Origin of the sequence: Paenibacillus pinistramenti (assembly GCF_005869875.1) — a bacterium.
GTDB lineage: Bacteria > Bacillota > Bacilli > Paenibacillales > Paenibacillaceae > Fontibacillus > Fontibacillus pinistramenti.
Window position 1 is genome coordinate 17,940 of sequence record NZ_VAWG01000012.1, and the last position, 24,788, is coordinate 42,727.

Here is a 24,788-nt window from a genome sequence, read left to right on the forward strand (position 1 = left end):
AGGAGGGTTTAAGATGAGCATGGATTACAACATGGTAAGAAAAAGTCAGCTGGACACCCGGGAGCTTCTGCTTCTCGAGTCCGAGGTGAAGAGACGGGGAAAAAGCATGGTCGTTGCATACCTGCTGTGGTACTTCCTCGGTCATTTCGGTGGACCGCGTTTCTACACTGGACGCAAAGGAACAGCAATTTTGCAGCTGATTCTCTCCATTACCATTGTCGGCCTTATTGTAACCGCTATCTGGTGGATTGTGGATGCTTTTCTAGTCCATACCTGGATCAAAGAGCATAATGCCAGACTGGAAAACCAGATTATCGATCAAATTGAATGGGAACGCGGCAGCAACGTTCCTCCTTTCCAGCCTTAATCATGTACGTTTCTAAACAGGAGCTGACTACGAATGAGCTGCTTGTCCTGAGCTCAGAACTGCGACGTCATGAGAAGTCGCTGGCAATCGCCTACTTGATGCTGCTGGGCGGCCATTTGGGCGTACACCGCTTTTACTTGAAAAGGACAGGAACCGCAATTACCCAACTGGTATTATTCTTAGGTGCTATCCTGCTGTATTTCGGGTTCGCTGTATTGGAAGTTCTTTTTCCTGAAAGCCTGATTCCGCTCATTCCGTTATGTCTGGTGTTCCTGTGCGGAGGGACCCTCGCAGTTTGGATGCTCGTGGACCTCTTTCTCATTCCCCACATGGTCCGCGAGTGGAACGAAAGGACGGAGCATCAACTGATGCACCAGCTGGTTGCCCTGCGCCGTCCGCCGCAAAATCTGAATTGAACCGCCGTAGGAAGCCTTTCTGCAGATAAACTGCTGGAAGGCTTTTTCCGCTTCCTTCCTAATATTCTGCCGCCGGACAAGCATACAAACTCCTGCAATAGGGTAAACATGAAGTAGATAAACCTGCTGGACCCATTTATTCTACATTTAAGGAGAGATCGGGCATGAAAGTAATCATTACACAGAGCGAAGCGGTGGATAAAGGGATTTGGCCACAGGTCATGCAGTGGTTCGGCATCGGCAACGAAGATGACACCTGGCCGACGGAGGAATTTATTCTGTCAGAAGAGCAGGCCAAACAGGCCGGATTGCTCAAATAAATCTCCTAAAATCAATTGACAACGATAGTGATAATCATTATCATCTAATACAACTAGACAACTATCTTGCTAATTTTTGGGGGTTAAAGAATGTTTGAAGTTTCGAAGAAAAAGACCGGCAGAGCCGGATTCGTACTACTCACTATGCTCGTATTCATGCTTGTCCTGTCCGCCTGCGGCGGCAACGCTGCGAACAACAGCAGCTCGAACAACGCGGCCGGCTCCTCAGAGCCAAGCGCCTCTGCTGCTGACACAGCTTCTGCTGCACCAAGCGAAGCAGCGGAGCGTACCGTTAAAGATGCAATGGGCCACGATGTGACCATCCCTGCGAACCCGCAGAAGGTGCTCGCTTCCTACCTGGAAGACCATCTCGCCGCACTCGGCGTAAAGCCGGTAGCCCAGTGGTCTGTAGCTGACGGCAAGAGCATTCAGGATTATCTGCAGTCCTCCTTGTCCGGCGTTCCTACCATCGCCTATGATCTGCCGCCTGAGCAGGTTGCAAGCTTCGCTCCGGATTTGATCCTTATCGGCTCCGAGTCTTCTGTTGAGAAAGGATTGTACGAGCAGTACAGTGCAATCGCACCGACTTATGTGCTTGGCGATGCTGTAGCCGGCGACTGGCGCAAAGCGCTGACCACGATCGGCGATCTGCTCGGCAAACAGGAGGAAGCGGAGAAGGTCCTCGCCGACTATGATCAGAAAGCCACGGATACGAAAGCCCAGCTGGAGTCAGCCGGTATCAGCGGGCAATCCGCTGCCGTACTGTGGATCACGCAGAAGAATGTTTATATGGTTAAAAATAACGTAGCCAGCGGCGATGTGCTGTACAAGGATCTCGGGTTTGCCGAGCCAAGCCTTGTATCTGACATTTCCAAGACAGCTCAATCCGACTGGAACCAGGTTCCGATGGAGCAGCTCTCCAAGCTGGACGCTGATCACATCTTCGTGATGAACAGCGACGGAGCGGACTCCGAGACGATCAAGAGCGGCATCTGGCAGGGCCTGAAAGCTGTGAAGAACGGCAATGTACACGAAATCAGCTCCGATGGAGGCTGGATGTACAAAGGTGCCCTCGCCGGCGAGCAGGTCATGGATGAAGTGGTTAAGAATCTCGTAAAATAAGAGCTGGATGAATCGATTGATCGATCCAGAACTATACCGATATAAGAAAAGCTGCCGTTCCGGGTTCCGGGCGGCAGCTTTTTGTTGTTTATGTTCTTTGTTCGTGTTCTTTGTTTATGTTCTTTGTTTATGCTCTATTCTTTGTTTCTTATCTATTCCACCTGCTGTTTAATCTCCCGGCCGCTGGATGCTGGATGCACCAGAGACTTAGTCGGATCGGAAACTTATTCGGATCGGAGACTTATTCGGATCAAAGACTTATTCCGGGCGGTCCAGAAGGTACAAATTCCGGTATCTTTCGCTGCTCTCCATCAGCTCCTCATGGGTGCCGCGCATGACAATCTTACCTTCGTCCATAAAAATAATTTCATCCATCTGTTTGGCAGCGATCAGGTGATGGGTGACCCAGATCAGGGTTTTGCCTGCGGCTGCGGCAAAAATAGTCGCCATCAGCTCGCGCTCTGTGCGCGGATCAAGCCCGATCGTCGGCTCATCCAAAATGACCGCCGGCGTATCCTGGAGCAGGATCCGGGCCAGCGCCACCCGCTGGCGCTCCCCTCCAGAGAACCGCTGCCCGGTTTCGTGCATCATCGTATCATAGCCGGAAGGCAGCGTCTCAATCAAAGCTCCGAGCTGAGCAGCCTCGGCCGCTCTCCGGACCTCCTCATCGGATGCTTCAAGGCGGCCGAGCCGGATATTATTGCCGACCGTTGTATCAAACAGGTAAGGGCTTTGATTCAGCACGGACACCAGCTCGGGCATGCGGTCTGCCAGCAGCTCCGCAGCTGCCCCGTTCAGCGTAACCTGCCCGGCATCCGGTTTCAGTGCCCCTTGAATTAGCTTAAGCAGCGTCGACTTGCCGGCACCGCTCCGGCCGATGACGGCGATCCGCGAGCCCTGCGGCAGATCCAGGTCTATGCCGCTCAAGGATGGAGCGGCATATGCAGCTTCCGTTTGGGCGGAAGCTTCGCCGGCGGCCGCCTGCTGGCCGTCCGCGCCGGGCTCCGTCGGGCTCGGCCCTGTCTGCCCGCGCTGGTAGGCGAAAGATACGCCGCTGAGCTTGATGTGAATGCTGCTTGTCTGCAGCTCGGCAGCAGGCCCTCTTTTTTCATTCAGCCGGGCTTGTACTTGTCCCTGTTCTTTACCTTGTTCCGGGCCTCGTTCAGTATTCAATGTAACGCGGTCCAGCCGCTCAAGCGAATCCTGATACTGCGGCACACGCTCTGCCGCCTCGGATACCGGCAGGAAGGCATCCATCAGCGGGAACACCACCAAGACAAATGCGGCGATCAGCGTGACGTCAATCCGGCCTCCGGCGTAGGCTTTGCCTGTCCAATACAGCGCGGTGAGAACGGCCAAGCCTGTAATCAGCTGACCCATTAACGTGCGCCAGCGCGCCCAAGCGCGCAGGCTGCGCTCCAGCCGCAGAACCTCTGCCTCATCCCGGGTGTAGGAAGCTGCAAATCGGCTCGAACGGCCGCTGATGACCCAGTCGCTGATGCCCATGACGGCATCGGTCAGCTGCTGGTACAGCCCGCTGCGCTGCTGCTTCAGCAGCCGGTGCTGCCGGCGGGTCAGCCGGTAGGACAAATACGGCAGAATCACCGCCAGGATCAGGATGTAAAGAGCGGCAAGCAGCGCCAGCTCCCAGCTGAATCTCCCGGCAAAGATGACGGCCAGCACGTACACCACCAGTGCCGAAGCCGCTGGAAAAACCGTCCGGATATACACGTTCTGCAGATTCTCTATATCTTCTGCAAGCACGCCGAGCAGGTCGCCCGTCTGGTGCCGGGACCGCAGGAACAAGGCCTGCGGCTCCAGCAGGCGGTACAGCTTCACCCGCATCTTGGACAAGATGCGCAGCACGGCATCGTGGCCGGTCAAACGCTCCACATAATGCAGGACCGCCCGGGCGATCCCGAAGGTGCGCACCCCGACGATCGGGACGTAGACCAGCAGAATATTTTCCGGCCGCAGCGCCGCTTTGGAGATCAGGAAGCCCGAGGTGAACATCAGCAGGCCTGTGGAGAGAAGGGTCAAAATGCTGAGCAGCACGATCAGCGTGAACCGCCATTTATAGCTGCGAAAATAAGGTTTAATCCACATCTCCAGCATTACATTTCCTCCCTTTCCGCTTCCACGATCCGCCTGTAAACGCCGCCCCTGGCCATCAGCTCGTCATGAGTTCCCGTCTCGGCAATACGCCCCTGCTCCAGCACAATAATTTGATCCATTTCTCTCATCCAATGCAGGCGGTGCGTGGCCAGAATGACCAGTTTCCCTTCAAAAAAAGGCAGCATCGTCTGCTTCAGCTCATACTCGGTTTCAATGTCCAGATGAGCAGTCGGCTCATCCAGCAGCAGCACCGGCCGGTCGCACAGGAACGACCGGGCCAGCGCCACGCGCTGCTCCTGCCCGCCGCTTAGCGGCTGGCCGCCACCGCCTATCGGCGTGTCCAGCCCTTCCGGCAGGCGGGCTGCCAGACCGGCCAGGCCGGCAGCCGCGGCCGCGCGTTCAATGCCTGCACGCGAAGCTTCAGGCATGTAGAAGGCAATGTTCTCCGCGAGTGTTCCGGAGAACAGGTAAGGGCGCTGCGGAATATAGGTGATCTGATTCCGCCACGCGCTTCCGGCCAGCGACCTGACGGGCTGGCCGCTCAGCTCAAAGGAGCCGCTGCTCGGCTCCAGAAAGCCGCCGAGCACGTCGATCAGCGTCGACTTGCCGGCGCCGCTTTCGCCGATGACGCCGATCCGGCCGGCCCCGGGCAGCGTCAGCGTAATCTCGCTGAGCGAGCTGCGGCCGGCCTCCTCATGCGTCACAGTCACCGCCTTCAGGCGCAGCGTGCTTGCCGCTGTCCTGCGCTGCCCCGCTGCGTGGGCCGCTTCTGCGGCAGCTGCGGTATCGGCGCTGGCGGTATCTGCACCGGCGGTATCGCCGGTGCGGGCCGCAGCGGTCTCCCCTGCTGCGGCAGCTTCTGCGGCGGCCGCTGCCTTCGCGCCGGCTGCGGCTTCCGGCGCACCAGGCCGCGCCGCATCATGCAGGCCGGCCACATGCGCCTCAGCTGCGCCGGTGCCAGCAGCCGCGGCATCCTGCCCAGCCGCCTCCGCGATCAGGGCGCGGATGGTCGCTCCGGCTTCCTTGCCGTCCATCGTGGCATGGAAGTCCGCCCCGACCATCCGGACCGGCAGGAAGTATTCCGGTGCGAGGATCAGCACCGTAAGCGCCGGCAGCAGGGTCAGATGGCCGTTCACCAGCCGCAGACCAAGGCTGACCGCAACCGATGCTACAGACAGCATCGTGAAGAAGTCGAGCGCGAAGGAGGAGAGAAACGCAGTCCGCAGCGTCTTCATCGTTGCGGAGCGGTATTTTTCGCTGACCTTGGCAATGGAGTCTGCGTGAGATTTGCTGCGCCCCAGGTATTTCAGTGTCTCAAGCCCGCGCAGCGAGTCCACAAAATGATTGGACAAGATGCGGTAGCTCTTCATCTGGCTCTCCGTCTGCCGTTTTGCTGCAAGCCCGACCAGGATCATAAAGATGATCAGAATCGGCAGCGTCAGTGTCAGGATCAGGCCGGATGCCGCGTCTTTCGTGTAGACAAACAGCAGAATGAGGCCCGGCGTCATGCCGGTTGCCAGCATGCGCGGCAGGAACAGCTCCAAATAGGTCTTGTATTTGGAGACGCCGTCCAGCGCAAGCGTGACGAGCTTGCCCGTGCCTTCCCGCGCAGCCTTGCGCGGACCCAGGTGGAACAGCGCCTCGAGCATTTCTTTGCGAAGTGTTGTTCCCGTCGTCTCTGCAAACCGGAACGCCAGCTTCTGCTGCAGCAGAGTCATCACTTGACGGACCGTAAAAGCAAGCAGGAACAACACGATTGTTCCGTATTGTTCCTGCAATTTCTCTCCGCCGAACAGGCCCGTGACCGCCTCCGCCAGCCATTTGGCCTGGAGAATGACGGCCGCGCTGTGAATCAGCGTCAGCACTGCCATCACCGCCATCACAGCTTTGAAGCCTTTTAGCTTTAGCAAGTCTTTGTCCATGTTCGCCCAATCCCTTTTTGATTTTGTTCGCTGAATCAGAAAGTTTGCTCTCTGGAGCCGTCCCAATGTCGAATGTCCTTACAACCGCTGTTGCCTTCGGAGCAGCTTTCATTCGCCCTCTCCACCGAGAGAGACTATAACAAACTTTAAAAGTTCAGCTCACTCTTTTTATTTTTAATACTCCAAATGCGATTTCTCATGCACCCGCTTGTGGAAGATGAAATAACTCCAGATCTGATAGCCGAGCACAAAAGGCAGCAGCGATAAGGCGACGATAGTCATTACTTTCAGCGAGTAATGGCCGGATGCCGCGTTGTGGATCGTCAGGTTAAACGCCGAATCGACGGAGCTGATCATCACATTCGGGAACAGTCCGGCGAATACGCCGATGATCGCCAGAGCAATAACGGCCCCGGTCATGCCGAACGCCCATCCGTCTCTCTTATGAGAGAGGAAATAGCCGGCCAGCAGGAAGGCCGCAAGGCCAAGCAGCGCAAGCACGCTCAGCACGGTGCCGTGAGCCTCGAAAATGTCGGTTGCAAAATAAGTCGCTACTCCGGTTAAGGCCAGCAGGGCCGCGAGCGGGTAGAGCATCTGCTTCGCCAGTCTGCGGGCTCTGGCCTGGATTTCGCCCTCCGTGCGGAGGACGGTAAAGAGCAGGCCATGCACGAAGCACAGCACCGTAACGGTAACGCCGCCAACCAGCGTATACCCGTTCACCATATCGAACAATCCGGCCTTCATCTCCATTTGGCCGTCAATCGGCAGGCCTTTCATGAAGCCTGAGAAGACGACGCCAAGCAGGAACGGCGGCAGCAGGCTGCCGATGAAGATGCAGATGTCCCAAGTCTTTTTCCAGCGGTTATCCTGCACCTTGCCTCTGAATTCAAAAGCGACGCCTCTGGCGATCAGTGCCAGCAGGAGCACAACGAGCGGGGTATAATACCCGCTGAACATCGTGGCGTACCAGTTCGGGAAGGCCGCGAAGATCGCGCCGCCCGCAGTCAGCAGCCACACCTCGTTGCCGTCCCAGAACGGACCGATCGAGTTGATCAGCACGCGGCGTTCGGTATCATTTTTCGCGAGAATGCCTGTAGCCATGCCGACCCCGAAATCGAAGCCTTCGAGGAAGAAGAAGCCGATAAACAGCACCGCCACAAGAATAAACCAAAGCTCATTAAGAGACAGCATGGTAACCCTCCTTGCCAAAAGGATCTGTGGAATGTTCATTGTCGGAAGCATCCGTCTTGTAAGGCCCCTGCTTGATGACCTTCAGCCAAAGGAAGACCATCACCACAGCGAGCGCTGCATATACGGTGCAGAAAGCAATAATCGAGAACAGCACCTGCCCTGCGGTTACGCTAGGTGATACGGAATCTGCCGTGGTCATAAGCCCGAATACGGTCCATGGCTGACGGCCCATTTCGGTCATAATCCAGCCGGAGGTGTTCGCGATATAAGGCAGGGAAATACCAAACAGCATAAGACGGAGATAGCCTTTGTTTGGCCGGTCCATCTTCTTGCGCATCCACAGATACAAGCCGTAAGCAGAGAACAAGATCATCAGGGAACCTGCTGCAACCATGATCCGGAAGCTCCAGAAGGTTGTGCGTACAGGCGGGATGTAGTTGCCTTCGCCGTATTTTTGCGTATACTCGGCCTGCAGTTCATTCATTCCCTTAACTTCCCCTGAGAACTTGCTGTAGGAGAGGAAGCTCAGCAGGTAAGGAATCTTGATCTCGTATTTATTCTCTTTGTTCGTTGGATCAATAAACGCCGCGACAGTCCACGGAGCGGGATCGCCGCTTTCCCCCCAGAGACCCTCGGAAGCCGCCATCTTCATCGGCTGGGTCTCAACCAGGTACTGGGCCTGCTGGTGACCGAAGATCGCAGTCAGGAAGGATGAGCAGAGCGCCACAACCAGCGCAATTTTAAAAGAAGATTTAAAGAACGAATAGTCAATCTTCTTGAGCATTTTGTAGGCGCTGATGCCGCAGATCAGGAAGGAGCCTGTAGCAAGCGCCCCCAGCACGGTATGCGGGAACTCGACCCACAGCTGGCCGTTCGCAAGCAGGGCAAAGAAGTCGGTCATTTCAGCCCGGCCGTTGTTGATCTGATAGCCAACCGGATGCTGCATGAACGAGTTTGCCGCCAGAATCCAGAGTGCAGACAGCGTGGTGCCGAAGCAGACGAGCCAGATGCTCAGCAGGTGGACTTTCTTGGACAGCCGGTCCCAGCCGAAGATCCAGATGCCGATAAAGGTCGACTCCAGGAAAAAGGCGGCCAGCGCTTCAATCGCAAGCGGCGCACCGAACACGTCCCCGACAAACCGGGAATAATCCGACCAGTTCATGCCGAACTGGAATTCCTGCAGAATTCCGGTAACAACCCCGACTGCGAAGTTGATGAGGAATAATTTGCCCCAGAACTTCGCCATTTTTTTGTACTCTTCTTTGCCTTTGACGACATACATCGTCTCCATGACCGCGATCATAAACACCATGCCGATCGATACGGGCACGAAGAAGAAGTGGAAGATCGTCGTCGCAGCATACTGGATGCGTGCAAGCATTAACGGATCCATTGATCGAACTCTCCTTTATAAATAGTTGGAATTGTAAAAAGCCTCTTTTGCCGCTAACAAATTTCTGCTCTTATCATGGCAGTAAGCACCATCTCTTTTTTGTGATAAACATCACATATATGGTCGTAAATTTATAAAATTTGTGACTAGAATCACAACTTTCTTCAGATTTGCACACAATTCAGGCATAACCAGTGGTAAAATAACCGCCTTTTTATCGCAAAGCTCATTGACAGACTCGTTTTGTGACTTGCCTCACAACGTTCAATTTTTAGGGCTGTTTATAGCCCGAACGGGCTATGCGGAGGACCTGGGGCCAGGAGTAAAATAAGGATATAGATTACGAAAAAGGAGTGGAATTCATCATGATGGCTCTCTTGACTGTAATGGCAGCATTAAGTTTCGTGTCCATGGGTTTGTTCTGCATAAAGATCTTCAAAGAAGAAGACCAGCTTGAACAGCAGGCTCATTAATTCTTTCATTAATGCTTATATAAAATAAACCGCCGCCTTTCCTCAGGGAAAGCACGGCGGTTTTATTATTTTTCCGAAGATTTAGCAGCAGCTTCTTCGCTTCAGGTCTAGAGCTCGACAGCTGTCAATTGGAAGGTCGTCACATCGACCAGGCCGCGGTTGGAAATGCGCAGATCCGGAATGACCGGCAGCGCAATCAGCGAAAAAGTCATAAACGGCGCGTGGACCGGACAGCCCAGCTCTTTCCATGCGGCCTCCAGGCCGCGGACCTCCTCGACCACCTGCTCCAGCGGCTTGTCGGACATAAGGCCGGCAACCGGCATCTCCACCAGGCCAAGCACCCTGCCGTCCTTGACGGCAATCATGCCGCCGCCGCACTCCGCCAGCTTGTTGGCGGCCAACGCCATGTCGGCTTCATTGGTGCCCATGACCAGCAGGTTGTGGCTGTCATGCGCGACCGTCGAAGCGACGGCGCCTGCCTTCAGCTGAAAGCCGCTGGCGAAGGCGAGCGAAAGGCCGCCTGTTCCTTTGTGGCGCTCAATGCAGGCGAGCAGCAGAACATCCTGCTCCACATCGGGCTGGATGATGCCGTCCTTCACAGGCAGCTCGGCGGTGCCGCCTGCCGTCCGGGCCGAATTTTCAATAATCCGGATCACCTGGACACGGGTGGTGGACTCGGCCTGGGTGCTGGCGCTGACGCCGGCGGAGGTGCCTGCGGCTCCTTCAGCGGAGGCGCTGGCGGCCCCGTTTGGCCGGGCGGACGCTTCGGCGGAAGCGGCGGTCTCCAGTGAGGCCGCCCGCTTGCTCCGCAGCCGGAAGTCCTCGGCCTTGAGCGGACGTGCCAGCTTCACCGACTTGCGGGCCTTCTCCGGATACTCGTAGACCGGGAAAGGCACCACGATGCGGCCCTGCTCTGCCACGACCGTCCCGTCCGCGATGACGGCGGAAGGCACCATCTGCTGCAGATCGTCGATCAGCAGAATGTCAGCGCATTTTCCTGGCGTGATGGCCCCGAGGTCCCGCTCTTTATTGAAGTATCTGGCCGTATTGATCGTCGCCATCTGAATCGCCGTTACAGGGCTGACGCCCTCCTCGATCGCCCGGCGCACCACATGATTGATATGCCCCTTCTCGACCAGCGTCTGCGGATACACATCATCCGTTACCAGCGTAATGTTATGCGTAGGCGCATGATCCTCGGTCACCACCTTGATGACCTCCTTCACGTCCTGCCAGGCCGAGCCTTCGCGGATCATGAGATTCATCCCCAGGCGGACTCGGGCCAGTCCCTGCTCACGGGTGACCGTTTCGTGGTCCGAGGTAACCCCGGAAGCAATGTAGGCCTGCAGCATGAGCGGATCATCGCTTGGAAAATGTCCGGTGACCGTTTTGCCGGCCCGGATCGTCGCTTCGATCTCGCCTTTCATTTTCGGATCATTGTACACGACGCCCGGGAAATTCATCACCTCGCCCAAGCCCGCGACTCCTTCCCACTTCAGCCCGGCTTCAATGTCCGCCACTTCCAGCTCGGCGCCTGCATCCTCCAGACCCTCGGCCGCCGGGACGCAAGAGGGGTATGTGGTGAATACTTTTAGAGGCAGCTGCTGTCCTTCCTCATGCATCCAGGCGACCCCTTCATTGCCAAACACATTGGCAATTTCATGCGGGTCCATGAATACCGCCGTCGTCCCTTTTGCCAAAGCCGCCTTGGCGAACTCCGTCACCGTCATCATTGTGCTCTCCACGTGCATATGCCCATCCAGCAGGCCCGGCACCAAATAGCGTCCGGCTGCATCCAGCACCTTCGTGTCCGGACCGATGGCATGCTCCGCTTTGCCGACAAACGCGATCCGCCCCTCTGCAATGGCAACATCTGTATGCTCGATCAATTCGCCGGAATAAACATTAACCAAAGTCCCGTTCTGAATGACCAGCTCGGCCTTCGCCTGGCCCAATGCGACCTTCGCCAATGTCCCGCTGACTTCGTACAGCTCCCGTCTGCTTGTTCTCTCCATGATCTATCCCCGTTTCTCTCTTGTATTTTGAAAAATTATATAGCAAACGGCTGAATTGTCAACTGCCGAGCGTCAACTTCGGGAGGGGCAGGTGAAAGCAAGCTTTTTCTTTTACCTTATGACGCCCCGCATCGGATTATAAGTTATATTTTCTGACATCGCAGCAGGCAAGCAGGCAATAAAAACAGTCTCCCGAAGCTGCTGGACACAGCGGGGAGACTGTTTTGCCATACAATCTATATGAACCTTCCCTGCGTTTAACAGGGATGGGGAGAGAGGCTCTGCCCGATTAACGCTGCATATTGGCAGGCATAAATCCGCCGATGTCCACGCCCAGCGCCTTGGCGAGTCTCATGCCGTAGTCGGCGTCGGCACGGAAGAAGTTGCAGATCGCGCGCAGCTGGATTTTTTCATTCGTCTGCTTCAGGTCACCCGCAATGTTGCTGATCAGATGCTCCTTCTCCACCTCGGTGTAACTGCGGTACAGCTCTCCAGCCTGTGTAAAATCATCGGTCTTCTCGATACGCTCCCGGCCGGCCTGCCCGCTGAGCGGCATCACGCTGTCCCGGTATGCAGGGTCCTCTTTGGTGCTCTCCGTATAGCTGTTCGGCTCAAAGTTGACCGGTGACGGATTCTGATTCACATTCATCATGCCGTCGCGCTGATGGTTGCGGACCGGCGCATAAGGACAGTTAACCGGAATCTGCATATAGTTGGCGCCAAGACGGTAACGCTGCGTATCCGGGTAGGAGAACAGACGGCCCTGCAGCAGCTTATCCTCGGACGGCTCGATGCCCGGCACGGTAGCGCTTGGCGAGAAGGCGGACTGCTCCACTTCGGCGAAGAAGTTCTGCGGATTGCGGTTCAGTGTCATGGTACCCACCTTCAGCAGCGGATAGTGCTCCTCCGGCCATACCTTTGTCGGATCGAGCGGGTCATAGCTCCAGATATCCAGGTCTTCTACCGGCATAAGCTGCACATGCAGCTCCCACTGCGGGAACTCGCCAGCGGCAATATGTTCATGCAGGTCGCGCGTCGCATGGTTGAAATCCCGGCCCTGCACCTCTATAACTTCCTCGGCAGACAGATTGCGGACGCCCTGCTTGGATTTCCAGGTGTATTTAACATAGGTCACTTTCCCTGCGCTGTTCACCCACTTGAAGGAGTGGACGCCGAAGCCGTCCATTTCGCGGTAGTTCGCCGGGGTGCCATGGTCGGAGAAGACCCAGGTCATCATATGCGTCGATTCAGGCGACAGTGTCATGAAATCCCAATACCGCCCAGGCTCCTGCACATTGGTGGCCGGCGACGGCTTCAGCGAGTGCACCATATCCGGGAATTTCATCGCATCGCGGATGAAGAACACCGGCAGGTGGTTGCCTACGATGTCATAGTTGCCTTCCTCTGTGTAAAATTTAACGGCAAACCCGCGCGGATCGCGCGCCGTTTCCGGTGAACCCGCAGCATTGATTACAGTGGAAAATCTTACAAATACCGGCGTCTCCTGCCCTGCCTGCTGCAGAAAATGCGCTCTCGTATGCTCGCTCATGCCCGCTTCCGTTACGAACACGCCGTGAGCACCGGCTCCGCGGGCGTGTACCACGCGCTCCGGAATGCGCTCCCGGTCAAAGTGGGCCAGCTTCTCCAGCAGATGGTAATCTTCCAGCAACGCCGGTCCGCGTCTGCCCGCCGTTCTTGAATTTTGGTTGTCACCTACGGGAGCACCCTGGTTTGTCGTTAATCTTTCGTTCATCTATTCAGCACCTCGTTCTCTATATTTAGACTTGATCTAAATTTGATTCTAACAGCATTAACGCTCTGCATCATGAAGAACGAATGAAAGAAACATGAATGATTCAGCAGCCAAAATGAAGTTAAATGAAGAAAGATGAAGATGACGGCAAAGATGGCGGGCACGGATTCATAATTTTTCCGGGCAGGGACATAGTAAAGGGTGACTCTTGTGAGGGAAAGGAGGAGGCAACTTGGAAAGTACACACGAATTCGTAGCGAAGCTGCAGGAGAATCAGAAGAAGCAGGAACGCAACAAGAAGCGGGGGCAGGGCACCCCTAATGCCGTCTTGCCGACCAAACGGCACGGCACGAATAAATAAGCAGGTATTACTGGACCTGGGCAATTCGCGCACCTTCATAAAATAGGAAAAACCAGGAGGAAGGACGGTGTCCTGCTCCTGGTTTTGCGTTATTTTTCCGGGTGAATTCAGCTTACAGACCGCCGTTTGGCTCCGGGCAGCTCTTCTAAACCTGCTGAACCTTGACCAGATTGGTTGTACCGGCCTGCATGACTGGAAGGCCCGCTGACAGGACAATCGTGTCGCCTTTATGGATGTACCCGGTATTGAGCGCATTCCGAATGGAGGATTCAAACATTTCATCCGTTGTCGCGACCTTATCGCCGAGCACCGGAATCACACCCGAGAGCAGGCAGATCTTCGGCAGAACCTCCTTCTGCGGCGTTACAGCGATGATCGGCGCTTTAGGACGGTATTTGGACACCATCCGGGCGGTAAAGCCGCTTTCGGTCGAGACGATGATTGCCTCGGCTTTCAGCTCCAAAGAGGCATTAACGGCGCTCTGGCTGATCACTTCCGTAATGTCAGACGGATGCTGCAGTCTTTTCCGGTCAAACTGCTCCTCATAATTCAGGATACTTTCCGCTTTCCTCGCTACTGTTGCCATCGTCTGCACGGATTTAACCGGGTATTTGCCCGCAGCCGACTCGCCGGACAGCATGACGACATCCGCCCCCTGAATGACGGCATTAAAGACGTCACCTACCTCTGCGCGGGTTGGACGCGGATTGACCTGCATCGACTCCAGCATATGCGTGGCCACGATCACCGGCTTGCCTGCAAAATTACACTTCTCGATGATTTCCTTCTGCAGCATAGGCACGTCTTCTACCGGAACCTCAACGCCCAGATCACCGCGGGCAACCATAATTCCGTCCGACGCTTCGATGATGTCGTCCAGATCCTCGACGCCTTCGCCATTTTCAATCTTCGAAATAATCTGAACGTGCTCCGACCCGTGCTCCTGCAGAATCCGGCGGATTTGACGGATATCATCGCCCTTGCGGACAAAGGAAGCCGCAATCATCTCAATGCCCTGCTCCAGCCCGAATTTGATATGGCGGATGTCCCGCTCCGTTACGCCTGGAAGCGTCGTTTTGACACCCGGCAGGTTGACGCCTTTTGTCGGCTTCAGCTGGCCGCCGCTGATGACTTTGCAGTACATCTCCGTACCGTCCACTTTGACGACATGAAGCTCGATCAGCCCGTCATTAATCAGCACTCGGTCACCCGGCTTCACAACGTTTGGCATGTCGGGATAGTTGACGGAGACCCTGCTTGCGTCGCCCTGCACCGTTTCCGTGGTCAATGTGAAGGCAGCGCCCTGCTCCAGCATGACCGAAGCTTCCTTCAGCTTGCCGATCCGGATTTCGGGGCCTTTAATGTCCATCATCACCGGAATGAAGGTGCCCAGCTCTTCTGCAGCCTTGCGGAGACCCGCAATCCGCTTGGCATGATCCTCCATCTCACCATGCGCCATATTCAGCCGCCCAACCGTCATTCCGGATTGAATCATTTGCTTCAGCACGTTCAAGTCATCACACGCCGGACCCAGCGTACATATGATTTTCGTCTTCTGCACCAGATTTAGCCTCCTTTGGTTAGCTTAAGAATGCTCACGATATCCTTTACCCGAATATCCGGGTTCCAAAAAAAGCCCCCGCTGCCGGGGGCTGACGGTCAGCGAGGGAACGGGATTTCCCCTTTCAAATCTTCTTCCTCTCCTCTGCTCGAGTTCAAATATTCATTCGGCACATGATCGCCGTCCTGGCTGTGGTTCTTGAACTGGGCCAGCCTTCCCGCGCGGCGCTCTCCCCGGCCTCCGGCCGTATCGCTCTGTCCGTTACTGCTCGCAATCTGGCGCTCGTGCTTCTGGTGTTTATCCTTGGTCATGACTGCTGTCTCCTCCTTATCCAATTACAAATCCAATGAAGTGATTTAAGACCATCACTGATGAAGTTCAGGAGTAGTATGCCTTACCCTGCGTTCCCGCATTCGTTGACTTTGCATCCCGGGAATCCTGATTCTCATTTGAAGCTTCCCCCGCAGTCTGAGTCTGCTCCCGCTCCCCGCCGTCAGGCTGGACCGCGCCTGGCTTTCCACTGCCTGCAGGAAACCGGATCACCGATACAATGAGCAGCAGCAGTGGAATCAGGAAGGAATTAAGCGGCAGAATCGTCCCTACCCACAAATAATTCAGGACAAGACGGTTGGGCACATTCATTCGGATGATCAGCATGGCCAGGATAAAGGTAGTCACCGCCGGAAGCCAGATGAAGGATCTCCATTTGCCGGTTTTGCCGACCCACTGGGCCGTTCCGTAGCTGGCGACAAATACGTACACGGACATTTTTATGAATATGCTTACCAGCCAGACCGCCATGATAAACACATCCATGTTCTGGATAAATTCCATGAGATAGACCAGCTTCACCATATCAAAGAACGGATATTTCAATTTCGAAGCAATGTGCCAGCCAAACGTCATGATGACCCAAAGAATGCCTATCGTTATAAAAAGAGCTGCCAGCAGAACGCCGGATACCGCCGCCCGCTGCGTCCCCCTGCCGGGTTTGTCCACAAAGGCTGCCAGCATCATCACATTAACGGATTCTCCGAGCAGCGCGGCCGGAACCAGCGAGCCCTTTAGAATGGGCCCGGCTCCCGTTAAGGCATAGACGGGAAAGAGAGCCTTCCAGTCCAAATTGTTAATCGTAACCCCAAAAGTGATCAGCAGGATCACCAGCAGAATCGGGCTCCAGACCTGGGTGCAGCGCGCAATCGCCTCAATTCCTCCATGGTAAACGGCATACACGATGACCAGCAGCATAGGGCCGACCACCATCCAGACAGGCGTCATGAACAGCACATTTATGTGTACAAAGGTATACTGATCGCGCATAATCAGCGGAATCACGATATACCACTGAAACAGATAGGGAAGCAGGATGAGCTTGCCGAGCCATTTTCCCAGAATCACCCCGCTGAATTCGACAAGCGTCTGCCCGGGATGCCGGAGGGCAAGCCTTGTGCCCAGGTAGGAAGCAGCCACGCCAATCAGGCCGGAGATCATCGACGACATCCAGGCATCCTGGTGCCCGTCCTGAATCACCAGGCTGATGGCGATCAGCAGATTGATTCCTACGTTCAGCATCATAATCATCCAGAACAGCTGCTGGTTGCTGATTCTCATTGGCTATCCTCACGGCTCCTTTCAGGCACAAGGGAATCCAGATCAAGCCCTGTCCCTCTAACATTTAAGTCAACCCGCACCTTGATCTCAGCCTTCTTAAAGGTGTTCTCCCAATTCGGCTCCAGCCTTCTCCACTTGTACGGGTGAAACATCCGGATCGAATCGCCTAATCCAAAGATATCAAGGCCGTATCCGGTCTGAATCTTCTTGATGGACTGCTCTGCGCGCGACTGCAGGATTTTCTCGAACTGCTGTTCCAGATCTTTTACCGCCTGTTCATCGGCCAGCGCAAGCGCAGTGTTATTCTCAATGACTTCCCCCTTGGCTTTCAGCAAAATATTGAAAGAAACCCCATCCTCATTAAACTCCGGTGTCACTTTGGATTTCAGATGCGTCAGCCGGATGCTGACCGTGTCTTCTTTGCCGCCGATGCTCTCGGTCTGATCCCTGTGCTTCAGCCGGTTAGTCACCCACAGCCTTACCCAGAAATCATCCATTTCCATATAGCCGACAAGCTTGAGCTCCTCGTTAAAGATCCCGATTCCTTCAATCTCCAGGGTTGGCTGCGGAGGGCTGTCGTTATCCGTCTTCTTGACCGGCTCAACCTCGGGATCCACCAGCTTCAGAGACGGCATGACCCCGCAGTTATCCTTGTTAATCAAGATAAAGAAGTCCAGGAGCGAGCGGCTGATCGGCGCCCCGACCTTCTCCTGAATCTTCTGCACGGCAATCGAAGGGTTGGTTTCAAGCTTGTAGAACAGAGACATCGCCTGCTGCGCGGTGCCTCCTTTGACGACATAAATGTTGCTGCGGGGGCGGACATCCGGGCTTCGTGCATACTGGTCCATGAGGTGGCTTAAACCATGCCTGGCCAGGCTTTCCCCGATAAAAATATTACGCCGGTGCCCGGAAAAGGCTACGCGCGAAAGCTTCTTCTGCATATTCTGCTTGGCATCGGTCAGATCCTTGCCCACCGCCGTTTCCGTCAGGAAGCCGGGCGTTCCGCCATTCCCGCCCTTTGAGCCGGCGGCTAACGGCACGACAATATTCGCTGTCATCATATACCTCCCGTCCTCCAGCAGATCCACCCCTGTGCCCAGCAGGATGGCCCGGTCATTCAGCTCCAGCCGGTCCCAGCATCCTGTAAGCAGGAGCATACACAGAAGAACGGGCGCTAATTTCCTCCACATGTCTGTCCTCCTCCCCGTCTGAATTCAGGATGCTGCCTATGCTGCCTACCCGAGCGGCGAACGCCTGCGGTTGCGGCCGGACAAGAGGCCCATCCGCTTGTTCATTTTCCATTTGGGCGCCCGGATCAGAATGTCCTTCAAATTTGATGCTTCCAGCGGAGACGCCGGAGCCAGGTACGGAATACCAAACGGTTTAAGCGTCGCCAAATGGACGGTAAGCAGTATCATGAACAGCATAATCCCGTAAAATCCGATAAAGCCTGAAATGAACAGCAGCGGAAAACGCAGCATCCGGAATGAAGTCCCCATGTTGTACATCGGGAACGCGAAGGAGGCAATGCCCGTAAGAGACACGATAATGACCATCGAGGAAGACACAATTCCCGCCTCCACGACAGCCTGCCCGATTACGAGCGCACCTGCGATACTCACCGCCGGACCGACCTGCTGCGGCAGCCGGATGCCCGCTTCGCGCAGCCCTTCGAAGATCAGCTCCATCAGCAGCGCTTCAATCACAGCCGGAAAAGGCACCCCTTCCCGCGCCGAGGCGATGCTGATCAGAAGCGGCGTCGGTATGACCTCGGGATGAAACGTAGTCAGCGCCACATACAGCGACGGAAGAAGCAGCGAGATATGGATGAAAATATACCGGACCCATCTTACCGCCGTCCCGTACATGGACCTTTCCGTGTAATCGTCAGCGGCCTGCAGGCCGGACCAGTAGGTCATCGGGACGACCAGGACGATCGGTGAATTGTTGACCACAACCACCACCTTGCCTTCCAGCAGACTGGAAGCGGCGACATCAGGCCTTTCTGTGTTCTGCACCTGCGGGAAAGGGGAGTAGACCTTATCCTCGAGGTACTCCTCAATATTTTGCGAATAGAGAATGCCGTCCACATCGATGTCCTTGATCCGCCCTTTGACTTCCTCCACCATCGATTCCTGGACGATTCCATCCATGTACATAAGCGCAATGTCCGTATGGGTGAAGGTGCCGACCGTCAGGGCTTCCGTCTTGAGCCGCGGTGTAACGATCCGCCGCCGGATCAGCGAGGTGTTCGTTCTCAGCGATTCGGTAAAGCCGTCCCGGGGACCGCGCACCACCTTCTCCGAAGTAGGCTCGCTTATCGAGCGCTGCTCCATTTTGACCAGGTTAACCAGCAAAACCTCCGGGCTTCCATCGGCCAAAACAGCTGTCTCCCCCTTCAAAATCTGCCCGATAACCACCCCGAACTGCGTCTCTCTGCTGACCTGCAGCGCAGAAACCAGGCGCCCCTCCAGCTGCGCGGCATCGCTCTCGGCATGAGCCGCTTTATTACCGGCTTCATTGCCCGCTTCATTAACAAAGCGGTCTGCTCCCTGGTTAGCGCCCTCCATCAGCGGCCGCAAAACGGCTTCCTCCACCTGCTGGGTATCGCACATGCCGTCCAAATAAATCGCCGCAGCTTTTGTGCCGGATGGCATGATGACAAACCGGCGGAAAACAATGTCCGAGCACTTCGCAAAGCTGGCCTCAAACCGCTTCAGATTGTCTTCCAAGCCGGGCTGAAGCGGAGCTTCCGAGCCGCCTCCGGGGGCGCTTTTGGGATCACAAGCGGGGTCGGCAGCGGGATCGGCAGCGCCAGCGTTTTGGCCGGTATCCTGGCCTGCATGTTGGCCCGCATCCCCGGCTGCATCCTGGCCTGCATCCCGGCCTGAAATTTGGCCTGCCAAATGACCGGACTGCGCATCCCCCCTCGCCTGTTCAGGCAGCTGCGGGCTGCCGGGCTCCTGCTTCCCGCGGGCGGCGCTTTTCGCCGAATGAGACTCTGACCTGCGGCCCTGATCACCGTCGCCTTCAGCCTCTTGGGCGCCCATCTCCGGCACCTCGGATTCTGGCTCCGGTTCTGCCTCGCCCGAATCTAACTCGCCCGCCTCCACCCCGGATTCTCCCCGGTCCAGCTCCTGCGGTTCAGGCTGCTCTTCTCCAATTCGGGCAGGCTCCACGGCCTTTTTCAGCTCCTTTTTGGACTCCTGTTTGGGCTCCTTTTTCGGCTTGTCGTTTCCTTTAGCCTGCTCTTTGCCTTCAAACCACGACACGTTTCTCACCTCTTTGTGTTGGTATTTGCCATAAATGGCCAAAATATGCACCCGCAAGAAGAAACGGGCCGTTCTCTACTCCGGGCTCCCCAAACAAAAAAAAGAACACGGCGAGGGCCAATCCCTCATCCGTGTCCTAATATTTTAATAAAATGCTGTTAAGCTGATTAATGCGTAAAGAATCCGATTTGTATAAAGAAGAGCACCGCGAACAGGTAAAAAATCGGATGGACATCCTTGCGTTTGCCGCGGATCAATTTCAGCACCGGATACACGATAAAGCCGATCCCGATGCCTGTAGCAATGCTGTTGGTAAGAGGCATAAGAATGACGATCAGGAAAGCAGGGAATGCCTCCTCCAGATCGCGCCAGTCAATCTGCCGCAGCCCGTTCATCATCAGGAAGCCGACGATAATCAGGGCCGGCGAAGTAATCGCCGGAATGCCGGCAAGCACCTCCACCGTAGGGGAGAAGAACAGCGTGATCGCCAGCAGCACACTAACTGTTATCGCAGTCAGCCCGGTGCGCCCTCCGGCAGCAACGCCTGAGCTCGATTCCACATAGGCCGAAGTCGGGCTTGTCCCGAGCAAAGAGCCGACGGTGGTCCCGACCGCATCCGCCAGCAGCGCGCCGCGGGCACGGGGGAATTTATTGTCCTTCATCAGACCCGCCTGCTCGGCAACGCCCAGCATCGTTCCGGTCGTGTCGAACAGCGTAATCAGCAGGAAGGTGAAGATAACGGCATACATTCCGTTTGAGAATACGCCTCCGATATCCAGCTGCATAGCCGTAGAAGCGAACCCGCTCGGCAGGGAAACGATAGAAGCAGGCGCATGCAGCAGGCCGAATATCCAGGCGAGCAAGGACGTAATCAGCATGCCGATAAACAGAAAGCCTTTTACATTATAAGCCATCAGAACCAGGGAAACCGCAAGTCCGATGATCGTAAGCAGCGTCATAGGCTCGGAGAGATGGCCCAGCGTAACAAGCGTGGATTCTGATGCGATAACAATTTTCGAGTTCTGCAAACCAAGAAAAGCAATAAACAAGCCGATCCCGGCCGTAATGGCATGCTTCAGACTGCTCGGAATCGCATCAAGCAGCATATAGCGGAAGCTGGTAAGCGACAATAATATGAAAATGATACCGGCAACGAATACGGCGCCAAGTGCCGTCTGCCAATTGACATCCCCGCCGCCGACAACTGTAAAGGCGAAATAAGCGTTCAGGCCCATCCCCGGAGCAATGACAATCGGATAATTGGCGACAAGCCCCATGATCAGAGTTGCAGCTATACTGGCCAGCACCGTCGCGATGAACACCCCATGAAAATCCATGCCTGCCTTGCTCAGAACTCCCGGATTGACAATAACAATGTACACCATCGTCAAGAACGTCGTAATTCCGGCCATAATTTCCGTCGACACCGTAGTGCCTCTTTCCTTCAACTTAAACCAGTTATCCAAGCTGTGCCACCCCATCCGTAAAATTCTAATTTTGCCCATGCTTAGCCCGGGACAAGTCCGTACCTGCCTTATTATGGTTAATCAGCACAAAAAAAACCTAACCAGCGAATAATAAGGTATACTTCTCCCTTTTATTCGTAGTTAGGAATTTACGGTTCCTTGTAGAAACACCCGGCCCTTATTGCCGGGAATATACGAACTTTCTCATGGATAATCTGAAGCCAAGCATTAGAATATACGAATGAATTATTTAAGTCAAGCCTATTTTTCTCTTTTTCCACTACAAAACACGAACATTACCCTAAATCAGCCGGTAAAATCATCGGAAAAATCCTCAAGTTCAGCTAATAGAGTCGAGCTGAATCTGCGCCTGCCTGCCGCTCATTTGAATGCCGGTAACGGGCCGGCCTGAGGCCGCTAAATCCTTAATAAGCCGCTCGAGCAGCGCTTTAGCCTGCGCATTCTGTTTCCCCGGGATTTTTACCGTCAGCAGCACCGAATCTCCGCCCTGCAGCAGCTTCTCCGCCTGCCTGCTCTTCGTATCATAGTCATGCTCTTCAATTTCGGGGTTGAGCCGGATTTCCTTCACTTTCGCCGGGCCCGCCTTCTTCCTGGCCTGATCGCGCTCCTCGCGGGCTTTGCCGGACCCGACCAGCCGGCACGGCGGGGGACTTGCCATAAGTGAATCGCAGACGAGATCCACCTTGTATTTCTTGGCTAGAGCCAGAGCCTCGGCAGTCGGCACTACGCCCAGATCTTCTCCGTCAAGCCCAGTCAGCCGGACCTCGGAGGCTTTGATTTTTTCATTCTTGATCATTTGTAACGCTCACGGCCTTTCCGCTATAATAGCATTTGATTTTATAGAACTTTATTAACTTTATTAATGAACCTTTGACAAGCGAAAGGAAGAGAGCCCAGATGGATCCTAAAGAAAATGAACAGCGGATAATCGACAGCTACCGCCAGGACGAGCATATGATGATTCTGGTCTTTGCCCAGTGGTGCGTCAACCACGATCTCGATCCCGCGGAGGTTTACCGCAGAGCCTATCCGGATCAGGCAGGCAGCCCGGTGCTGGAGCAAATGGCGGGCCTTACTGTACCAAAGGAGGAGTCCGGCGAAATTGCCGACGAGACGCTGCTGGGCGTACTGTCGCTGTTCGGCAACGAAGACCTCGCCTTTGTGGTGACCGAAGAGATCGCTAGACGGCCGAAATAAACCGCGGGGCCCCGCCTGTCGTCCGGTTTCTGATTGACGGCGCCCCCAGCTCAGATCCTCTATCCCTGAAGCGCTTTGCGCACACTCAGAATATATTTGGACTGGTCAAGCGGGTTTACTCCTCTCCGCTGGCGTTCAGCAGTGAAGCCCTCCGGGCATTCCTCATATCCGGCGAAAAAGGTCACCATCGCGCCGCGCCCCTTCGTAAGCGAGCTGAGCTGCGCCGCATAGTCCATCGATTCCGCCAGCGGCACTTTGCCGGTGATCGTCATCCGGTCCCCCTGCAGGACCGGCGCTTCAAACACGCCCCTCATCTGGACGAGGTCGTTCATGACCCGTCCCGCGTTCTCCTCGGGAACATGGATGCGGAAATTCAATACCGGCTCCAGCAGCCGGGTTCCGGTATTCGCCAGCCCGTCCATAATGCCCATAGGCGTAGCCACTGCAAAATCCAGCGGATGGGTGTGCCACACATGGTGCTGCCCTTCCGTCAGCGTCACCTTGAGATCTACAACCTCCCAGCCATACAGCCCCTGCGACAAAGCCTCAGGCACCCGGCGCTGAACTTCATTCTGGTACTGCAGCAGCAGGTCCTCGGTGCGGACCCTGGCTTCGTACTGAAGCCCGCTGCCCCGCGGCCCGGGTTCAATAGCAAAGCGGAGAATCGCCCAGCACGGCTTCGGCATCAGATAAGCGACATAGCCTTCCCCGGCTTGCTTCGGCGTTTCCTTGTAAATGACCGACGGCTTGCCAAACCGGACATCAAGCCCGTACCGGCTCGCCAGAACGCTGGTCAGCATTTCGAGCTGAATCGGCCCCATCACTTTAATATGCAGCTCCCGTTCATCCTGCATCCACTGCACATCCAGCAGCGGATCCTCATCCGACAGCTCCTGCAGAGCCTGAACCGTCTTCGGATAATCGGCTTCACTTGCCCAGTGGGCCTGGACGGTCAGCAGAGGAACGGCAAGCCTGGCTTCCTCGGGAATGCGGTCCGGACTGCCCAGCACGTCCCCGATCCGGACGGAGGCCAGCCCGCAGACTGCTGCGATATCTCCCGCTTCGAGCACGCCGAGGTCCTCGGATCTGCTCCCGTCGACTTTGCGGATCTGCGTGACCTTCTCGTCCAGATTCTGCGTCACATTCCGTACCAGATCCCGGTTGCGGATCATGCCGGAGTACAGCCGGACAAAAGCCATTTTGCCCATGGTTTTGTCCCGTTCAATTTTAAAGACAATTCCGGATAATGCCTCTGTGCTCTCCCCGCCTGGCCCGGGCAGGAAATCCACGACGGCATCCATCAGCTCCTTCACGCCGATCCCTTTGCCTGAAGCGCCGAACAGCACCGGGAACATCCGGCAGGCGCGGGCCATCGCAATAGCAGCGGCCTTCCACTCTGCGGGGGAGACCGGCTCTTCAGCCAGATAACGCTGGAACAGCGCCTCATCCCGTTCGGCCAGCGATTCCAGCAGCTCCGTTCCGGCAGCGCTTTCAGTTTCCGAAGCCTCTGTTCCTTCCCCGCCAAGCAGCGAAACCACGCCTGCAAAATCCTGCTCCCGCCCCAGCGGCTCCTGAACCGGCAGCGCATCCGGCGATAAATATTTGCGGATATCCGCCATCAGAGCCGTTTCGTCGACTCCGGTGCGGTCCATTTTGTTGACATAGATGATCGTAGGAATCTTGAGCTTTCTCAGCGCTCCCCAGATCAGCTCGGTCTGCGCCTGTATGCCCTCGGCCGCCGAAACGATGAGCACGGCCCCGTCCATCACGCGCATGGACCGTTCCACCTCAGACAGAAAATCGACGTGTCCGGGCGTATCGACCAGGTTCACCATCGTATTTTTCCACATAAAAGACGTTGTTGCCGCGCGCACCGAAATGCCGCGTTCCTTCTCAATGTCCAGCCAGTCCGTCACGGCTGTCCCCGAATCCACGCTGCCGAGCTCACGCGTCCTGCCGCTTAAGAACAGGAAGTGCTCGGTGGTCGTTGTTTTTCCGGCATCCACATGGGCAAAAATCCCCACATTTCTCCGGGCTGCCCCCTTCGGGTCTGCGGCTGTATATTTTGTACCTGCTTTCGTTGTGCCTGTTGTCGTTTGATTCATGGCAGTCTTCTCCTGCATTTGTCATCAAGTATGGTAAAAGCGAGTTTATTATACCAGATCGGCGCGTTAGAAATGGGGTTTGTATCCTTTTCTCTATAAATGGAAAA

Annotated in this window: 20 protein-coding genes and 1 riboswitch; of the genes, 6 read left to right on the forward strand and 14 right to left on the reverse strand. The window is 55.6% G+C overall.

The window, feature by feature from the left end:
- The first annotated feature begins 13 nt into the window (after positions 1–13).
- From FCN15_RS13890 to FCN15_RS13900, 4 genes are all read left to right on the forward strand, one after another.
- Positions 14–367 carry a TM2 domain-containing protein gene (locus FCN15_RS13890; RefSeq protein ID WP_338044380.1) on the forward strand — a complete coding sequence of 118 codons (354 nt, stop codon included), beginning with the start codon at positions 14–16 and terminating at the stop codon, positions 365–367.
- 2 nt (positions 368–369) lie between these two features.
- Positions 370–783, forward strand: a complete 414-nt coding sequence (locus FCN15_RS13895) for an NINE protein (RefSeq protein WP_138495597.1) — start codon at positions 370–372, stop codon at positions 781–783.
- A 164-nt stretch (positions 784–947) separates the two neighbouring features.
- Entirely contained in the window at positions 948–1,103 is a 156-nt protein-coding gene (locus tag FCN15_RS19345; RefSeq protein ID WP_203232149.1) for a hypothetical protein, read from the forward strand.
- A gap of 90 nt (positions 1,104–1,193) precedes the next feature.
- Positions 1,194–2,225, forward strand: coding sequence for an ABC transporter substrate-binding protein (locus FCN15_RS13900; protein ID WP_138495598.1), 1,032 nt, complete (start codon positions 1,194–1,196; stop codon positions 2,223–2,225).
- A 258-nt stretch (positions 2,226–2,483) separates the two neighbouring features.
- Here the strand turns inward: FCN15_RS13900 and FCN15_RS13905 are convergent, their stop codons facing one another.
- The 6 genes from FCN15_RS13905 to FCN15_RS13930 all read right to left on the reverse strand — a co-directional run bounded on the left by FCN15_RS13905 (position 2,484) and on the right by FCN15_RS13930 (position 13,087).
- Positions 2,484–4,340: an amino acid ABC transporter ATP-binding/permease protein gene (locus FCN15_RS13905; RefSeq protein WP_138495599.1), complete on the reverse strand. Its 1,857-nt coding sequence runs from the start codon at positions 4,338–4,340 to the stop codon at positions 2,484–2,486.
- Positions 4,340–6,262, reverse strand: coding sequence for an ABC transporter ATP-binding protein/permease (locus tag FCN15_RS13910; RefSeq protein ID WP_138495600.1), 1,923 nt, complete (start codon positions 6,260–6,262; stop codon positions 4,340–4,342). Before FCN15_RS13910 ends, FCN15_RS13905 begins: the two co-directional genes overlap by 1 nt.
- A gap of 174 nt (positions 6,263–6,436) precedes the next feature.
- A complete protein-coding gene (gene cydB, locus FCN15_RS13915) occupies positions 6,437–7,453 on the reverse strand; it encodes a cytochrome d ubiquinol oxidase subunit II (RefSeq protein WP_138495601.1) in 1,017 nt (338 codons plus the stop codon).
- A complete protein-coding gene (locus FCN15_RS13920) occupies positions 7,440–8,846 on the reverse strand; it encodes a cytochrome ubiquinol oxidase subunit I (RefSeq protein WP_138495602.1) in 1,407 nt (468 codons plus the stop codon). The genes cydB and FCN15_RS13920 overlap by 14 nt, the downstream gene beginning before the upstream one ends.
- 580 nt (positions 8,847–9,426) lie before the next feature.
- Complete coding sequence (locus tag FCN15_RS13925) at positions 9,427–11,334, reverse strand: adenine deaminase (protein ID WP_138495603.1); 1,908 nt, start codon at positions 11,332–11,334, stop codon at positions 9,427–9,429.
- Positions 11,335–11,623: 289 nt separating this feature from the next.
- Entirely contained in the window at positions 11,624–13,087 is a 1,464-nt protein-coding gene (locus FCN15_RS13930; RefSeq protein WP_138495604.1) for a catalase, read from the reverse strand.
- A 232-nt stretch (positions 13,088–13,319) separates the two neighbouring features.
- On the opposite strand from FCN15_RS13930, the gene FCN15_RS13935 reads away from it, so the two are divergent.
- Entirely contained in the window at positions 13,320–13,448 is a 129-nt protein-coding gene (locus FCN15_RS13935) for a DUF4023 family protein (RefSeq protein ID WP_138495605.1), read from the forward strand.
- 145 nt (positions 13,449–13,593) lie between these two features.
- Here FCN15_RS13935 and pyk read toward each other — a convergent pair whose 3' ends face one another.
- From pyk to infC, 7 genes are all read right to left on the reverse strand, one after another.
- Positions 13,594–15,009: a pyruvate kinase gene (gene pyk / locus FCN15_RS13940; RefSeq protein WP_138495606.1), complete on the reverse strand. Its 1,416-nt coding sequence runs from the start codon at positions 15,007–15,009 to the stop codon at positions 13,594–13,596.
- A gap of 98 nt (positions 15,010–15,107) precedes the next feature.
- A complete protein-coding gene (locus FCN15_RS13945) occupies positions 15,108–15,320 on the reverse strand; it encodes a hypothetical protein (RefSeq protein ID WP_138495607.1) in 213 nt (70 codons plus the stop codon).
- Positions 15,321–15,387: 67 nt separating this feature from the next.
- Positions 15,388–16,620 carry a GerAB/ArcD/ProY family transporter gene (locus FCN15_RS13950; RefSeq protein WP_138495608.1) on the reverse strand — a complete coding sequence of 411 codons (1,233 nt, stop codon included), beginning with the start codon at positions 16,618–16,620 and terminating at the stop codon, positions 15,388–15,390.
- A complete protein-coding gene (locus tag FCN15_RS13955; RefSeq protein WP_138495609.1) occupies positions 16,617–17,810 on the reverse strand; it encodes a Ger(x)C family spore germination protein in 1,194 nt (397 codons plus the stop codon). The genes FCN15_RS13950 and FCN15_RS13955 overlap by 4 nt, the downstream gene beginning before the upstream one ends.
- Positions 17,811–17,855: 45 nt before the next feature.
- Positions 17,856–19,892: a spore germination protein gene (locus FCN15_RS13960; protein ID WP_138495610.1), complete on the reverse strand. Its 2,037-nt coding sequence runs from the start codon at positions 19,890–19,892 to the stop codon at positions 17,856–17,858.
- Between the two features lie 167 nt (positions 19,893–20,059).
- The gene (locus FCN15_RS13965) at positions 20,060–21,397 is read right to left on the reverse strand and encodes an NCS2 family permease (RefSeq protein WP_238996691.1); all 1,338 of its coding nucleotides are present in this window, start codon (positions 21,395–21,397) and stop codon (positions 20,060–20,062) included.
- Between the two features lie 79 nt (positions 21,398–21,476).
- Positions 21,477–21,576, reverse strand: a riboswitch (purine riboswitch).
- Between the two features lie 122 nt (positions 21,577–21,698).
- A complete protein-coding gene (infC, locus tag FCN15_RS13970; RefSeq protein ID WP_138495612.1) occupies positions 21,699–22,175 on the reverse strand; it encodes a translation initiation factor IF-3 in 477 nt (158 codons plus the stop codon).
- A 101-nt stretch (positions 22,176–22,276) separates the two neighbouring features.
- Between infC and FCN15_RS13975 the strand changes: the two genes are divergently transcribed.
- The gene (locus tag FCN15_RS13975; RefSeq protein ID WP_138495613.1) at positions 22,277–22,576 is read left to right on the forward strand and encodes a hypothetical protein; all 300 of its coding nucleotides are present in this window, start codon (positions 22,277–22,279) and stop codon (positions 22,574–22,576) included.
- A 59-nt stretch (positions 22,577–22,635) separates the two neighbouring features.
- Here FCN15_RS13975 and FCN15_RS13980 read toward each other — a convergent pair whose 3' ends face one another.
- Entirely contained in the window at positions 22,636–24,681 is a 2,046-nt protein-coding gene (locus FCN15_RS13980; protein ID WP_138495614.1) for a GTP-binding protein, read from the reverse strand.
- Positions 24,682–24,788: the final 107 nt, after the last annotated feature.